Source organism: Psychrobacter sp. DD43 (assembly GCF_904846555.1).
Classification (GTDB): Bacteria; Pseudomonadota; Gammaproteobacteria; order Pseudomonadales; family Moraxellaceae; genus Psychrobacter; species Psychrobacter cryohalolentis.
In genome coordinates this window covers 75,599-90,194 of record NZ_CAJHBE010000013.1, presented here as the reverse complement: position 1 = coordinate 90,194, position 14,596 = coordinate 75,599, and the positions used below count along the sequence as shown (strand labels likewise).

General features: G+C 42.9%; 16 protein-coding genes and 1 pseudogene. 6 read left to right on the top strand and 11 right to left on the bottom strand.

Features of this window, described 5'->3' with window-relative positions; translation table 11 throughout:
• Positions 1-88: 88 nt before the first annotated feature.
• A complete protein-coding gene (locus JMX89_RS08510; protein WP_011513810.1) occupies positions 89-838 on the bottom strand; it encodes a YebC/PmpR family DNA-binding transcriptional regulator in 750 nt (249 codons plus the stop codon).
• Positions 839-1,191: 353 nt separating this feature from the next.
• On the opposite strand from JMX89_RS08510, the gene JMX89_RS08505 reads away from it, so the two are divergent.
• Positions 1,192-2,022, top strand: a complete 831-nt coding sequence (locus JMX89_RS08505; RefSeq protein WP_011513809.1) for an ion transporter — start codon at positions 1,192-1,194, stop codon at positions 2,020-2,022.
• A gap of 44 nt (positions 2,023-2,066) precedes the next feature.
• Here the strand turns inward: JMX89_RS08505 and JMX89_RS08500 are convergent, their stop codons facing one another.
• Both JMX89_RS08500 and aroQ read right to left on the bottom strand, forming a co-directional pair.
• On the bottom strand, positions 2,067-3,368 hold the full coding sequence (locus JMX89_RS08500) for an ABC1 kinase family protein (protein WP_201532256.1): 1,302 nt from the start codon (positions 3,366-3,368) through the stop codon (positions 2,067-2,069).
• 178 nt (positions 3,369-3,546) lie between these two features.
• Positions 3,547-4,083, bottom strand: coding sequence for a type II 3-dehydroquinate dehydratase (gene aroQ, locus JMX89_RS08495; RefSeq protein WP_201532255.1), 537 nt, complete (start codon positions 4,081-4,083; stop codon positions 3,547-3,549).
• A 487-nt stretch (positions 4,084-4,570) separates the two neighbouring features.
• Between aroQ and JMX89_RS08490 the strand changes: the two genes are divergently transcribed.
• Entirely contained in the window at positions 4,571-4,786 is a 216-nt protein-coding gene (locus JMX89_RS08490) for a cold-shock protein (protein WP_011513806.1), read from the top strand.
• A gap of 258 nt (positions 4,787-5,044) precedes the next feature.
• Positions 5,045-6,199, top strand: coding sequence for a DEAD/DEAH box helicase (locus JMX89_RS08485; protein WP_201532254.1), 1,155 nt, complete (start codon positions 5,045-5,047; stop codon positions 6,197-6,199).
• A gap of 123 nt (positions 6,200-6,322) precedes the next feature.
• Here JMX89_RS08485 and JMX89_RS08480 read toward each other — a convergent pair whose 3' ends face one another.
• The 8 genes and pseudogenes from JMX89_RS08480 to ilvA all read right to left on the bottom strand — a co-directional run bounded on the left by JMX89_RS08480 (position 6,323) and on the right by ilvA (position 12,623).
• Positions 6,323-7,144: a sulfite exporter TauE/SafE family protein gene (locus JMX89_RS08480; RefSeq protein WP_201532143.1), complete on the bottom strand. Its 822-nt coding sequence runs from the start codon at positions 7,142-7,144 to the stop codon at positions 6,323-6,325.
• A gap of 97 nt (positions 7,145-7,241) precedes the next feature.
• A complete protein-coding gene (gene ccoS, locus JMX89_RS08475; protein WP_133104593.1) occupies positions 7,242-7,544 on the bottom strand; it encodes a cbb3-type cytochrome oxidase assembly protein CcoS in 303 nt (100 codons plus the stop codon).
• A 130-nt stretch (positions 7,545-7,674) separates the two neighbouring features.
• Positions 7,675-8,454 carry a YdcF family protein gene (locus JMX89_RS08470; protein WP_227673058.1) on the bottom strand — a complete coding sequence of 260 codons (780 nt, stop codon included), beginning with the start codon at positions 8,452-8,454 and terminating at the stop codon, positions 7,675-7,677.
• Complete coding sequence (gene murB, locus JMX89_RS08465) at positions 8,438-9,559, bottom strand: UDP-N-acetylmuramate dehydrogenase (protein WP_201532144.1); 1,122 nt, start codon at positions 9,557-9,559, stop codon at positions 8,438-8,440. Before murB ends, JMX89_RS08470 begins: the two co-directional genes overlap by 17 nt.
• Before the next feature lie 97 nt (positions 9,560-9,656).
• On the bottom strand, positions 9,657-10,151 hold the full coding sequence (locus JMX89_RS08460; RefSeq protein WP_011513800.1) for a low molecular weight protein-tyrosine-phosphatase: 495 nt from the start codon (positions 10,149-10,151) through the stop codon (positions 9,657-9,659).
• Positions 10,152-10,376: 225 nt separating this feature from the next.
• Positions 10,377-10,817: an RNA-binding S4 domain-containing protein gene (locus JMX89_RS08455; RefSeq protein WP_201532145.1), complete on the bottom strand. Its 441-nt coding sequence runs from the start codon at positions 10,815-10,817 to the stop codon at positions 10,377-10,379.
• 97 nt (positions 10,818-10,914) lie between these two features.
• Positions 10,915-10,974 (bottom strand): annotated as a pseudogene (locus JMX89_RS12980) (excalibur calcium-binding domain-containing protein); the annotation flags it as partial.
• Between the two features lie 95 nt (positions 10,975-11,069).
• Complete coding sequence (ilvA, locus tag JMX89_RS08445) at positions 11,070-12,623, bottom strand: threonine ammonia-lyase, biosynthetic (protein WP_201532146.1); 1,554 nt, start codon at positions 12,621-12,623, stop codon at positions 11,070-11,072.
• Positions 12,624-12,904: 281 nt separating this feature from the next.
• Here ilvA and JMX89_RS08440 point away from each other — a divergent pair, with 281 nt between their 5' ends.
• From JMX89_RS08440 to arsH, 3 genes are all read left to right on the top strand, one after another.
• Positions 12,905-13,288, top strand: coding sequence for an ArsR/SmtB family transcription factor (locus JMX89_RS08440; protein WP_265088684.1), 384 nt, complete (start codon positions 12,905-12,907; stop codon positions 13,286-13,288).
• A gap of 58 nt (positions 13,289-13,346) precedes the next feature.
• Positions 13,347-13,754 carry an arsenate reductase (glutaredoxin) gene (arsC, locus tag JMX89_RS08435; RefSeq protein ID WP_201532148.1) on the top strand — a complete coding sequence of 136 codons (408 nt, stop codon included), beginning with the start codon at positions 13,347-13,349 and terminating at the stop codon, positions 13,752-13,754.
• A gap of 67 nt (positions 13,755-13,821) precedes the next feature.
• Entirely contained in the window at positions 13,822-14,532 is a 711-nt protein-coding gene (gene arsH, locus JMX89_RS08430) for an arsenical resistance protein ArsH (protein WP_201532196.1), read from the top strand.
• Positions 14,533-14,596: the final 64 nt, after the last annotated feature.

Here is a 14,596-nt window from a genome sequence, read left to right as displayed (position 1 = left end):
CTGCTTAATACAAAAAAGCCAGATACTCAGGGTATCTGGCTTAGCAAAAACTATCAATCTATTTTAGGACGAGACAAAAGCACAAAAATTACTGCTCAAGCTGTGCCATGACTTCGTCTGAAAAATTGACGTTGCTATAAACTTCTTGCACATCATCGATATCTTCTAACATATCAATCATCTTCATGACTTTTTCGGCATCTGCAACGTTGTCTATTTCAGCACTGGTTGATGGCGACATGGTTACTTCAGCATTGTCAGAGACTAAACCAGCAGCATTAAGCGCGTCTTTAACATGACCGAAATTTTCCCACTCAGTGATAACCAGCAAGCTTTCGCCATCATTTTCGATATCAAGCGCGCCTGCATCTAATGCCACTAGCATAACTTCATCTTCTAAACTTGTGTCATTAAAGCTTATTTCACCGCGTTTATTGAATAGGTAAGCCACAGAGCCAGTAGTACCCAGATTGCCATCATTTTTGGTAAAAGCATGGCGTACTTCACTGACTGTCCGATTGAGATTGTCAGTCATGGTTTCGACTAATACTGCGACGCCGCCGATGCCATAACCTTCATAGCTGACTTCGTCCATATTGTCATTGTCATCACCGCCTGTACCACGAGCTACCGCACGATTGATGGTGTCTCTTGTCATATTGACGGACAGGGCTTTTTCAATAACCGCACGTAGGCGCGGATTCTTATCAGGGTCAGGATCACCTTGCTTGGCAGCAGAAACAATTTCACGAATAATTTTGGTAAATACTTTACCTTTTACCGCATCCTGACGGGCTTTACGGTGTTTGATATTTGCCCATTTTGAATGGCCTGCCATATGACGTCCTTAAGTATTACGAGTGATGTATTGTACAGCTAAAATATTTATTGGTAAAAATTTTTTATAGCTACAGCAGTTTTATTACCTGATTTCGCTGTTAAGCTCAGGTAAGTGATCTGTCGCTAAGTTAACGATTTGTATGTTGTTAATAGCGCTTTTTTGCTACACTGCTATGTTCTGGCTTTTGACCCGCTGTCGATTATTTTCGTAGTGACGGATAGCAGCCGATAACCACATTACTTTCAATATTATAAACCACTTTCACGTATTTTGACCAATCTTAGCTTACGCATATACGCCTAAGCTGTCCGGTTTTAGATATCCATTGATCCTATGATTTGATTGACTTTATGAAGCAGCCGAATACCGAAGCCGTTACTCATTTGCGTAACCGCATTCATATTATTATTGAAGGTACAGATACTCGTTTGGGTAAGCTGTTTGATATTGTATTGTTGATCGCGATTTTGGCCAGTGTGGCGGTCGTGATGCTCGATAGTGTGCTCTATATGCGCTTGCAGTATGGCACGCTGTTTTTATATGCAGAATGGTTTTTTACTATTTTGTTTACGATTGAGTATATGCTCAGGTTGTTCTCAGCACCCAATCGTTTTCGTTACGTGTTTAGTTTTTTTGGGATAGTGGATTTATTGTCCGTACTACCGAGCTACTTAAGCTTAATGTTTGTGGGCGTACAGTACTTACTTGTCATTCGTATCTTACGTATTTTGCGTATCTTTCGGGTACTTAAGCTTGAAGCCTATATGCAACAAGCAGGGTTTTTGGCGTCTGCGCTTAGAACCAGTCAGCAAAAAATCACGGTATTTTTCTTGTCACTGGTGTTACTGGTCACCATTTTTGGCTCGATTATCTATGTCGTAGAAGGACCAGAAAACGGCTTTACCAGTATTCCGCTATCTATCTATTGGGCAGTTGTTACCATGACGACGGTTGGTTACGGAGACATGTCACCAAAAACACCTTTAGGGCAAGCCATTGCAACCATGGTCATGATTACAGGTTATTCAATCATTGCTGTACCGACAGGGATTTTCACTTCAGAGCTTGCACGTAATATGCGCCCGCAGCTCAATCCTGTCACGTGTCCGAACTGTGGTAAATTTGGTCACGCAGTAGGTGCGGATTTTTGTGACCGCTGTGGACATGCCTTGCATGTATAACCAATACTAAAACTTGTCCTATATATTTATAGCCATTTAACGCTCTAAAAACCTATATATTCATGTACCAGTGGCGACAAATCTATCGTCACTCCTAGATTGACTAGGTTCCAGTATTGTCCTGATATAGTACGGTCGAGCATCATCGTAGAGGCTGATGGTTGAAACTGTCCAAAGTATTTCAAAGAAGTGCGCATTTGGGCAATGGCTTCATGATGGGTTTGACTGCTTGCAAAATCAAAATCACCGTCTTGATAGGGTTTGATAGATAAGGGTTTCAGCCCAATCTCTAACCATTTTCCATAAAACTCGCCCGGTACGATTTTATCGTCTTCACGGCGTATATCCAGAGCAACCAAATCTTGCTCAAGCGCAGTGACATCACCTTTTAAGGCATGCTTGGCAAATCGGCGAAATAATTGAACTTCGCTGTCGCTATAGCTACGAATCCCGCCAAAATCATAGGCAACTACACTGCCATCATCACGGAACGCAAAGTTGCCCGGATGAGGGTCGCAGTGCATTCGATATAACCCAAACAGCTGCCCTGCGGTAAAATGAAACAAGCGCACTGCGATTTTCTGCTTAATATCATTATCCCACATTGCTGCCACTGTCAAGGTTTCGCCGCTCTCTTCTGTCAAGGTCAAGATTCTTTTAGAAGAGTGACTGCTAATCACTTTTGGGATAATGAGACCCGTATCTTCGGCATGAAAAGCGCCGAATACCCGCAGATTATGCGCCTCTTTAATATAATCAAGTTCATCATGTAAGCTTTGGCGAATTTCGTGAAATAACTGCTCTTGCAATTGCTTACTCATATTGAGCACGCCAGCGATTTTTAGTGCCATACGCACTTGTTTTAGGTCGCTATCACAATTTTTGTCGACATCAGGGTATTGCACCTTAACCACAACCCTTTGCCCAGATGGTAAAATTGCGCGATGTACCTGTCCGATGGAAGCTGCAGCAAATGGCATTTCTTCGAATTCAGTAAACAATTCATGAATAGGTGCTTTCAGCTCACGTTCAACTTGTGTGCGTATCTGCGCATAGGGCATCGCCGGTGCATCTTTCTGCAGTTTCTCTAATGCGGTTGCAACTTCAGGTGGAAACACATCTTTATACTGCGATGCAATTTGACCTACCTTCATGACCGCACCTTTCATCTCACCTAAAGTTTCAGCGATTTGAATACCGACATCTTGCATCAATTCTGAGCGCGCTTGTAGGCGTTTTTCTTCGTCACTTGAGAGATGCTTTAGTGAGTTTTTAGCTGCTTTTCCGGCAATACTTGCTGTCATACCAGCGAGTTTCATAAAGCGCGTTCCGGACGATTTTGCCATGCCTATCACCATATAGTGGGTTGTTTTCTAAACCCTCATATTATTATTTTAATTACATAAATGCTGTTTGACTACTGTGCCAAAAGTATCGCCATGACGATTTTTGTACTATTTGTCGCAGTAATTTTTATCATGTTTTTAGCAGTATTATGCATATAAAAATTTCAACGCCAACAAACTACTTATTCAATGTTATAGCATAAGTATGGGTCAGCCAATAATCCAATGCCATATGATAACCCAGCTGCCCCAAACCACAAATCACGCCAACGGCTACATCACATAAATAAGAGTGCTCTCGAAACGACTCGCGGGCGTGGACATTGGATAAATGTACCTCTATAAATGGCTTTTGAGTGGCAAGTAGGGCATCGCGTATCGCAACCGAGGTATGAGTAAAGGCAGCAGGATTAATAATTATTGCATCGACCTGCGCACTTGCCTCTGCTAATAGACCGTAATGCTGGATATCATCGACCAGCTTGCCTTCGTGATTAGACTGACTGCAAATCAGCTCAATACCATGTGCTGCTGCGCGCTCGGTTAAGGCGCTCTCAATGTCAGCAAGGGTCATATGACCGTAAATATCAGGCTCACGTTTGCCGAGTAGATTTAGATTCACACCATTAATCAATAATAGTTTATGAGTAAGGGTTTTATTGGCTTTTTGATGGGATGCAGTGGTGGTCGTTGCTGATTGAGATGAGGTGGTCATAATGGTCTCTATGAATAGCAATGAATATCTTTATATAAATTTTTGGTGAATATAAGCGTACTACAATAACAGATTTTAGAGAACATAGCGTGCTCTATCCCTTTATATTAACAGCTTGCGAGCTAAGTTATAAAAAAATAATTCTAAAAGACCGTTCAAGTTCCAAAAATCATATTAAAAGTCTTTGTGTTGCTAAAAAGCCGTGCTATGATATTTTTTACACAACAAACATTACATGTTTGTTGCTAATTCTAGTTTATTTGATGATTAATGCTTTTTTTGTAAAGCGGTTTTGGTTTTTGCCAAAGACTAGAGGCAGTAAAATGACTATATGCTAAATATTAAAAGCTATTATGAATCTTTTAGATTTCGCTAATATTATATCGGATAGTCACTCTTAAGTTTTGATTTCATAATTTTAGTACCCGTTTATATGCAATGATGCAAAGGAATTTGGGACTAAGTAAACTTTTTAGGAAGTAATATTATGTCAGCTCGCGAACAAGGTATCGTTAAGTGGTTTAATGACTCAAAAGGCTTTGGTTTCATTCAACGTGACAGCGGAGAAGATATTTTTGTGCATTTCCGCGCGATACAAGGTGATGGTTATCGCTCTTTAAAAGACGGCGAAAAAGTTGAGTTCAGTGTGGTAGAAGGTGATAAAGGTCTACAAGCTGAAGAAGTCAGAAAAGTAGAAGAGTAATCGCGACAGTCATTCTTATAGTTTAGCTATAATGTCTGTACAAACTACTGATATACTGCTGAGTCAAGTCCGTCCTGTCTTACTTATGTTGATTTTAACGCAGCATATTGGGTAAGCATCGACATAGGGCTTGGCTTTTTTATGCTTATCAGTTTTATACAGCTTCGCCTGCTGGCCAATGTTTAATGCAAACAGCTAAGCCTTATGGCCGCTCATTTATTTATGATATACAAGCGATTTATATAAAAGGATATTTTTTTGAGTAACTTTACGACGTTTACGGATTTGCCACTTTCAGCAGCGACCTTGCGTGCAGTAAGTGACTTAGGTTTTACTGAATTGACGCCTATTCAAGCAAAGATACTGCCGCATACGTTGGCAAATCAAGATGCAATTGGACAGGCACAGACGGGTACGGGCAAAACGGCCACGTTCTTATTGACGATTATGGAGGCGTTACTCAAACGTCCGTTTGCCGCTGATGAAGAGCGTCATTTAGGTGAGCCACGTGCCGTCGTCATGGCACCAACCCGTGAGCTTGCTCAGCAAATATTTGATGACTGTATCGCCTTGACCAAATATACCGCTTTGCATAGCGTTTGCATTATGGGGGGTACCAATTATGAAACCCAACAGCATGAGCTTGAGCGCCAATATGTCGATATCTTGATTGCCACACCTGGTCGCTTGATTGATTTGATGCACAAAGGCATGGTCTATTTAGACCGCGTAGAGGTGCTAGTATTAGACGAAGCAGACCGCATGCTCGATATGGGGTTTATACCCGATATCAAACGCTTAGTCGGTCGCATGCCGCCTAATACCGACCGTCAAAGTTTATTGTTTTCTGCTACCTTTAACCAAGATGTGATGGGTTTGGCTTATCGCTGGTTACATGAGCCAGAGTTTGTTGAGATTGAGCCTGAGCATAAAACCAGTGAGCTGGTAGACCAACATTTTTATCTCTTAACCGAAGATCAGAAGCTAGAAGCGGTTGAGCGTATTATCACGGATAGTACGGTAGAAAAGGTCATTATTTTTGCCAATCGTAAAGACCAAGTAAAGCGCCTATATCATAAGCTGCGTCAGGGACATAAAATTGTCATGTTATCAGGCGATGTGATTCAGCAAAAACGCGAGAAATATTTACAGCGCTTTAAAGACGGGCATGCCTCTGTTTTGGTTGCGACGGATGTAGCAGGGCGCGGTATTCATGTTGATGATGTCAGTCATGTGATTAATTATACCTTACCAGATCAGCCAGATGACTATGTACACCGTATAGGTCGTACTGGGCGCGCCGGGCAAACCGGTATTAGTATTAGCTTTGTCAGCGAAGATGATGCCTTTAATATACCGGCATTAGAGAAGCATTTGGATACGAAGTTTAAGCTTGAGCAGTGGCAGCCTTAATAAGATTTTTTAATTAAGCTCTAAAGTCTTTAAACAGTAAAAAGCCCTTAATAAATCATTAAGGGCTTTTTTATGCATGTAATATTGGTTATAACATTAAGCAATTATCATTGATTAGTAATGCTATTCCATCGTCACCGAGTCATTATTCATATTGTGCATACTGTGATCCATTTGGCTCATATCATGGTGAGTCGTATTATCCGTATCAGTCATCATCATAGTATCACCATGCGCCATGCCCATGCTATGACCGCCGCCATGGTCACCATGCATACTGGACATGGCGATAGGAACGAAGACCACAGCCAAACCTGATAATACCATAACAGCACCATTAAGCTGTCTTAAGCGAAAACGTCCAATCTTATCCCGTAACCAACCAACGGTCTCATGAGTAGCGACTAACATCGGTACGGTTCCTAAGCCAAAGACGAACATCAAGGCAGCACCGCTGAGAGGATTGTGCGCGACCACAGCGATAAGTAGGGCGCCATAGACTAAGCCACAAGGTAAGAATCCCCATAGAAGGCCGGCAGACAATGCTCGCGGGAAAGTATTGAGTGGAAATACTTTTTGACGAATAGGGCTTAGGTATTGCCAAAATCGCATACCAAAACGCTCAAGTCTCTTTAAAAATGGTGCACCAAGCATGGTCATGCCGACGAACACCAATACCAAACCAAGCAAAATACGTGGTGCACTATTGCCTTGCATCAACGGTTGTAATACGGCAGTACCTAACAGTCCTGCGATCAAACCCAAAAATGCGTAGCTGGTTAAGCGACCGAAATGATAGGTCGCCACCAATGCACGGCGCTTGGCGGGGCTGACATCCTTCATCGACAGACCAAAGGCAGTTACTAAGCCGCCACACATACCTAAGCAATGCGGTGAACCAAAAAAACCCATTAATAATGCCGCAACGAGTAAAGCTGTGGTCATGGGAAGGTACTCCTAAAAATGGTAAAAAGCGTACCGACTTACCACTGTCTTATGCAGATAGAATAAGTGGGTAACGCATTAGTAAAATAGCCCAAGGCTATGTTTTTGAGTTCTTGTCTGTATCAGAGAGAGGAGGGGCGACAATATGCGCATTATTTAGCTTATTAGATTCTTTTTCAATCGAAGTAGTAGCGCTCACTTCTTTTACTTCTTGAATAGGTGTTACATTTTCCTGAGCTTGTATAACTTGTCGACGTTCTTGACGATCATCTAAAATAATGCGCTGTGAGGCGTTATCCAAATCCTCGAATTGATTGGATTTGACCGCATAACGTACTGCCCAAATCGCGACCACAAACAGCATGAGACTTAATGGAATTAGTAAAAATATACTGAGCATGGCACATCTCTTTAATCGCAGTTTCTTTTACTATTATACACCTGTTGCCAGTGAGATGGTTGACCTGTAAGGATAAAGGGAAAAAGGTAGATAATTATGAGGGTATGTTTCTAAAATTGAGGTATAGACTCTAGTCGTCAGCAGTTTTGGCAACTTTACCTCTTGGAGTCAACAGCTGCTGCGACGTCACTTCTTTAGCTTGGCGACAATTTGCTTGAGGTCGTATCACATCGCGTAAATAGGCAGCAACCTCATAAACCGCCCGCCTAGAATGGCTTAAGTTTTGTGCTGGTTCCATCCAGTCACGTATGACGGGTAAGGGGGCATTAATCGCCGTGCTATTGATACCGTTTAAGGCAAATTGTCTGCGAGCACGTGCCATATGGTAGCTGTCGGTGATGAGATAGACATGATGCAGAGGGATACGTTTTGCCGTAAATCGCGCATTTTCGCAAGTATTCATACTGGCGTTTTCGCTGATCAAACCATCGATACCATGCTCAATCAGCCATTGACCGAGCCAAGGCGCTTCAGCACCACTGAGTACAATGGGCAGAGGAAGGTCGTGATAGGCTGTAGCGGCAGCACGGGCGCGATTAAGGCTATAGCGATTGAGGATAATTTGATTATTATTATCATTGGTCAGACCGCCACCCAATACCACATAAGCGGTAGGCGGCGAGCTCATAGCAACAGGTGGCATTTTTGGTAATGGTAGATGAGCCAATATATAGACTACTGCTTGAGAAAATAGCGGCGTGAATAAACTGATGAGGACTAAAATAACTGTCGTTGCACCCAGCAAAAACGTGGCATTGATAATACGAAACAGCTTGATCATACGCTCAGCTGAACGTAAATAATGTCGCCATAGGCGATTAGACCATGACTGCTTAGACCACATGCTCATCGTATCCAATGGAGCCATCGGCATTTACCCATACTGGCTCACGCGACAGTTGAATCGCAAATTTCTTATAGACAGTATCTATAATATATTTTTGAGCAGCGGCGACATCTTGTTTGGTAGCAATATACGGCGCGTGATTGGTCAATACTAGCGCTTGCTGCTGATGGGTAAAAATAGGCTCTATACCGCCGCCTTTTAGACCCGCTTGTTCGATAAGCCAGCCGGCTGCCACTTTAGTCATTGCGTCAGGCATTGGGTAGCCAACGATAGCCGGATAAGATGATTGCAGCGTAGCAAATTGATCTTGAGGGACAATAGGATTTTGAAAAAAACTGCCGCAATTTGGTAATTGCTTCGGGTCAGGCAGCTTTTGCTGACGAATCTCAATGATGGCATGCATTACGTCAGCGGGCATCGGTTTGGTGCGACCTTGCTGTGTCGCATAGCTCTGTGCGACGGTCTGTACATCGCCATAGCTTGCCAGCACCTTTGTCGCATCAGTATGCAATCTAAAACCCACACGGCTGATTAGCCACGTATTCGGCTGACGTTTAAATATACTATCACGGTAGCCAAACTCGCAGTCGACCGCGGTCAAATCATGCCACGTTTGACTTGGCAGATGGTAAGCACGTACAGACTGTAAGCAGTCTTCTAGCTGAACACCATAAGCGCCAATATTTTGTATGGGAGCGGCGCCCGTAAGACCAGGTATGAGTGCAAGGTTTTCGAGTCCATACCAGCCTTGAGCGACCGTATGTACCACCAAGTCGTGCCAGTTTTCACCTGCCATTACCTCGATATCGACATGAAAGTCTGTTTGCGCTGTCACCTGTATACCACGCATTTGTGGTCGTAAGACAATCGCATTGAGCTTTGCTGGTAGTAGCACATTGCTACCACCGGACAAGACAAATAATGGCTTTCTATGTTGAGTATCTTGCTCATAATATGCCATAAACTCATCAAGTTGCACCTCATCCGTTAAGGTAACTACAGAGTCAGCCATACATGCCAAAGCCATGGTATTGCTATGAGACAAATCAGCTACGTCATCAGATAGAGTATGTGGTGCACTGGGTTTAGAGCATAAAGCTGAAGTCATAACATAGCCTATGGGGCAAGTAAACAAAAAGTCATATGGTATTTATTATAAAGGATGCTAGGTATAAAGGTAGCAAAAATATAGCGCCTTATGATTACTATATCTTCCAGCTTTCAATCCAAGCTTGTGCACTTGATTCGATACGCTCGATTACCTCTTCAAAAGCATCGCCATCACCAGTGTATGGGTCTGGCACATCATCACCGCCGTAAGTGGGATCTTCCTCACTAAATAAAGCCAATTTGGCTAATTTTTTATCGGTATTTGTTATACCGTTTTTAATACTCTGCAAGTCTGCTAAATTTTGTGCATCCATCGCTAAGATTAAATCAAAATCGCGAAAGTCATCAGCACTGACTTGGCGCGCGACCAATTTATTGATGTTGTAACCATGAGCTTTAGCGTGACGCTGCGCGCGCTCATCAGGTGCATGCCCAATATGCCAATCCCCAGTGCCTGCCGAATCTACCTTCATCGACAACCCTGCAATCGCTGCTTGCTGACGAAAAATCTCTTCAGCAGTTGGTGAACGGCAGATATTCCCCAAACAGACCAATAATACAGATGACGGAGTAGACGCTTTGATGGGCATATGATGACCTTTTGTCGCAATAAAAAAACATGCTATCAAAATCAACATTAGAAATGTGATTTATAAGCATGCTATAGAGTGTAAGTTAATGGGTGATAGCGTAACGGTTAATACCTTGAATGGCAAGGGCAGAGAGTAAACAATAGGGTCAGCAGTTCATGCATACCCGCTAGCCGTATTATTACTTAAGATGAGGCGATGTTATTGCTGATCTTACCAACAGAGCTAATCTTGATTGCTTTTAAAGCGATGTAAATCACGGCGCTCTTTTTTATTGGGTTTGTTGTCTGGACGGGCAAGGTTGGCAAGTTTACGCTGCTCAGCATAATAGGCACGGCGAGCGATGCTTTCTTCGGTTTCTGAATACAATACTTCAGCTGCTGTTGCGTTACCGCGTTGCGCCGTTAGTGCTTCAACAACGACTGTCTTTTCAGTCATGGCAGTGGCTGATCCTTGACGAATCTGCAATTCATCGCCAACAGTAATCTCTTTACTGGTCTTTGCGCGGCTACCTGCATAATGTACGCGCCCGCTTTCAATGGCTTCTTTGGCAAGAGTGCGAGTGCGGTAAAAGCGTGCAGACCATAACCATTTATCAAGACGCATACGAACAGCATCAGGATTGCTATGACTGGGCTGATTGTGGTTTTTATTATGTTTACTCATCAAAACCTCATAGATATCAATAACGTAAGATTATAATGGTGGTATTTTTAATAATTAAAAGAGCAGTAAGCGATTAACATCGTTTTTGTCATTGAAGTTATTGACAACACTGCTGTTCACAGGGGATGCCGTCATGGTTATTATCCATTTTTGTATTAGGACAGTGCTATAAGATTTAAGTGGCTTTTGTGCATTATGTCATTTGGGATTAATGCTTTCGGCCACTGATAAATTGATAGTCTACGTTTATTTTTATTTCAAAAACAACTGATAACCAACATTATCATTAAGCATGGTGCAGTCGTAACCGATATCGAGCAGCGCATCTTGTAGCTGGCGAGAGTTACCCTCAGAAGCTTGTAAACCGACCAATACTCGACCTTCAGCAGCGCCATGATTGCGATAATGAAACAAGGTAATATTAAAGTCGTCACCCAATTTTTCTAAAAAGGTCAATAAAGCACCTGGACGTTCTGGGAAAGTGACTTGTAATAACTGCTCATTTTCAACATGAGCATGGCCACCAATCAGATGACGGATATGGGATTTGGCGACATCGTCATCGGTCAAGTCGTGTGCTGTATAGCCATCAGCTACCAATTGCGTACGGATGGTTTGACGCTCTTTGTCACCTTCTTTTAATGCAATCCCAACGAATATCGCCGCAGGTTCCATAGAATCAGGTGATTTCTTACTATCAGCACGGTAATTAAACTCAGTAATATTACGACCGTGTAGACTACGACAGAAGTTTAAGAAAGCGCCAGTCTGCTCAGGGATCGTTACGCCAAAGATAGCTTCTTTTTTCTCACCAATCTCAGTACGCTCAGCGATGTAGCGCAAGCGATCAAAATTCATATTAGCACCGCAAATGATGGCGACGCAGTTTTTGCCTTGTAGGTTATGAGCCTCGATGTATTTTTTCATACCAGCAACTGGCAGCGCGCCAGCAGGCTCAACGATACTGCGGTTCTCTTCAAAGATATCTTTGACAGCAGCGCAAACTTCATCATTGGTACAAGTGACGACTTTAGGATCGACGACAGGACCGGACTTATCACTCTTCTGCATACGAACAATATCAAACGGTAATTCGCCGATTTGGGCAACTGCCACACCATCGACGAACAGTCCTACTTGTTCAAGTTTGACTCGCTCATTGGCTTCAAGCGCCGCTTTTAGTGACGCTGATTGGTCGGCTTCTACAGCAATGACTTTGACATGCGGGGCAACTTCGCCCAAAAATGCAGCGACGCCAGAAATCAGACCACCACCACCAACTGCTACAAAAACGTAATCCATATTGCGCCATTGCTGGGTGAGCTCAAGCCCGATGGTGCCTTGTCCGGCAATCACCAGCTCATCATCATATGGTGGGATAAAAGTCAAACCTTCACGCTCAGCGCGATCAATGGCATAACGGTTGGCTTCATCAAAGCTATCACCGTACAAGTCGACATTGCCGCCAAGCGCTCTGACGGCATCTACTTTGATATCAGGAGTAGTGGTTGGCATAACGATAATGTTATTAAGAGCAAGTTTACGAGCAGAATAGGCAACCCCTTGGGCATGGTTGCCCGCCGATGCGCAAATCACGCCACGTGCTTTTTGCTCATCATTTAATTGGCTAATGCGATTATAAGCGCCGCGCAGTTTAAAGGACTTTACCGGTTGCAGGTCTTCACGTTTAAAACGAATGTCATTAGTAAAACGTTGGGTCAGTTTGGGTGCCGCTTCAAGTGGTGTTTGAATAGCAACGTCATAGACGGTGGCTTGCAAGATGGCTCGTACCCAATGTGACAGCATAATGATTCCTAAACTAGAGTATGTATGAAAAAGTGCGGTGAATTATAAGTAAACAAGCAAGTCGCTATCAGCGACAAAAAATGCAGAGAATGATAAAAATCAAATAGATTAGCCTATGCTGATTTTAAACATGTTGCAAGACACAATTACAGTTTTTGCGGCGGTTTGGTCATTGATGTTTATTAAGTCAAAGAAAATTATCAACAAAACCAGTTTTTTTGCTTATTTATCCAAAAAAGCTTGAGTCATTTCCATATGTCTGTATTATTGGACATATGGAAATGACTCAAGCTATCATAAGTTTTGCCGCCCTCTCACAAGAAACTCGTTTAAAGGCATTTCGACTGCTGGTCAGTCACGAGCCTTTAGGATTACCTGCGGGTGAAATTGCGCGCCAATTGTCTGTGCCGCACAATACAATGTCAACGCACTTAGCTGTGCTGGCACGAGCAGGATGGGTGATATCAGAGCGCCAAAGTCGCCAGATTATCTACCGTGCTTCTTTATCACATATGCAGACCGTCATTGAGTTTTTATTACAAGATTGCTGCTCTGGACATCCAGAGCTGTGTGCGGCTCTTGTTAATAATTTAAATGGCTGTTCAACCGATAGTCGCGGTGGCATTAATGAGCTGGATGATGTTAAAAACCACCCCCATTGTTAAACTGCTATCAATCAAAAACGTCCCAATTCTATATTCATAAAAAATAGGTGAGATTACTATGACATCTTTGATTTTTCACAACCCAAAATGCGGTACTTCTCGTAACACTTTAGCCATTATGCAAGCGTCAGGGGATAATCCAGAGGTGATTGAATACCTTAAAACACCGCCGAGTCGCGAGTATTTGGTTGAGCTGTTGGCAAAAATGGCTCTCTCACCACGAGAGCTGTTACGCAGTAAAGAATCGATTAATGATGAGCTGGGTCTAGACAACCTTGCCGTATCTGATGATGAGATTATCGATGCCATGATTGACCATCCTATCTTAATCAATCGTCCTATTGTAGTCACAGATAAGGGCGCGGCGTTGTGCCGACCGTCGGAGCGAGTGTTTACATTATTAGCCAATCCGGTCAGTAGTTTTACTAAAGAAGATGGAGAGACTGTTTATGACGTTAAAGGTTGATACAAAAAGCGCCGCAACAGTTTCAGAGACTATTGATTTGGATGAAAGTGGTCTTGACAAGGTAAATATGGATGATTTGCCTAATATTGATACAAGTCTTATTCATCCTATTGATATTGAGTCTTTAATAGGCGCAAATGACCCACGCCATGCGCCAAAAATACTGGTGTTATACGGCTCATTGCGCACGCGTTCCTTTTCAAAGCTAGCAGCCGAGGAGGCGAGTCGTCTATTGCGCTGGTATGGTTGTGAGGTGAAGATGTTTGATCCATCTGGCTTGCCATTACCGGATGCTGTTGATGCAGATCATCCTAAAGTGCAAGAGCTGCGTGAGCTTGCGCAGTGGTCAGAGGGTATGCTGTGGGTCAGTCCCGAACGTCACGGAAGTATGACCAGTATCATGAAAGCGCAAATCGATTGGATCCCGCTGTCATTGGGCGGCGTCCGACCAACTCAAGGCAAGACTTTAGCGATAATGCAAGTCAGTGGAGGTAGTCAAAGCTTTAATACGGTCAATCAGCTGCGTATTCTTGGGCGCTGGATGCGCATGATTACTATCCCAAATCAGTCGTCTATTCCAAAAGCCTTTTTGGAATTTAACGATGATAATCGCATGGATAAGTCGCCTTTATATCTGCGCCTTGTTGATGTTTGTGAGGAGTTAGTGAAGTTTACGTGGCTCACTCGTGGACGCTCAGCCTATCTGACTGATCGCTATTCTGAACGGGTTGAAAGTGCTGAAGAAGTATCAAAACGCGTCAATCAAAAATCGATTTAATTTTTAATTCTAAATTGACCTAATATCGATTCGATACTTATTCAATAAAATAGGCTAAATCAAG

Coding starts and splice junctions, on each gene's coding strand:
- JMX89_RS08440 (WP_265088684.1), top strand. CDS start 12,905: ATGACTCAAGCTATCATAAGTTTTGCCGCCCTCTCACAAGAAACTCGT.
- JMX89_RS08460 (WP_011513800.1), bottom strand. CDS start 10,151: ATGCCCATCAAAGCGTCTACTCCGTCATCTGTATTATTGGTCTGTTTG.
- ccoS (WP_133104593.1), bottom strand. CDS start 7,544: ATGCTCAGTATATTTTTACTAATTCCATTAAGTCTCATGCTGTTTGTG.
- arsH (WP_201532196.1), top strand. CDS start 13,822: ATGGATGATTTGCCTAATATTGATACAAGTCTTATTCATCCTATTGAT.
- JMX89_RS08510 (WP_011513810.1), bottom strand. CDS start 838: ATGGCAGGCCATTCAAAATGGGCAAATATCAAACACCGTAAAGCCCGT.
- aroQ (WP_201532255.1), bottom strand. CDS start 4,083: ATGACCACCTCATCTCAATCAGCAACGACCACCACTGCATCCCATCAA.
- JMX89_RS08500 (WP_201532256.1), bottom strand. CDS start 3,368: ATGGCAAAATCGTCCGGAACGCGCTTTATGAAACTCGCTGGTATGACA.
- JMX89_RS08480 (WP_201532143.1), bottom strand. CDS start 7,144: ATGACCACAGCTTTACTCGTTGCGGCATTATTAATGGGTTTTTTTGGT.
- JMX89_RS08490 (WP_011513806.1), top strand. CDS start 4,571: ATGTCAGCTCGCGAACAAGGTATCGTTAAGTGGTTTAATGACTCAAAA.
- ilvA (WP_201532146.1), bottom strand. CDS start 12,623: ATGCTGTCACATTGGGTACGAGCCATCTTGCAAGCCACCGTCTATGAC.
- JMX89_RS08470 (WP_227673058.1), bottom strand. CDS start 8,454: ATGAGCATGTGGTCTAAGCAGTCATGGTCTAATCGCCTATGGCGACAT.
- JMX89_RS08455 (WP_201532145.1), bottom strand. CDS start 10,817: ATGAGTAAACATAATAAAAACCACAATCAGCCCAGTCATAGCAATCCT.
- arsC (WP_201532148.1), top strand. CDS start 13,347: ATGACATCTTTGATTTTTCACAACCCAAAATGCGGTACTTCTCGTAAC.
- JMX89_RS08505 (WP_011513809.1), top strand. CDS start 1,192: ATGAAGCAGCCGAATACCGAAGCCGTTACTCATTTGCGTAACCGCATT.
- murB (WP_201532144.1), bottom strand. CDS start 9,559: ATGACTTCAGCTTTATGCTCTAAACCCAGTGCACCACATACTCTATCT.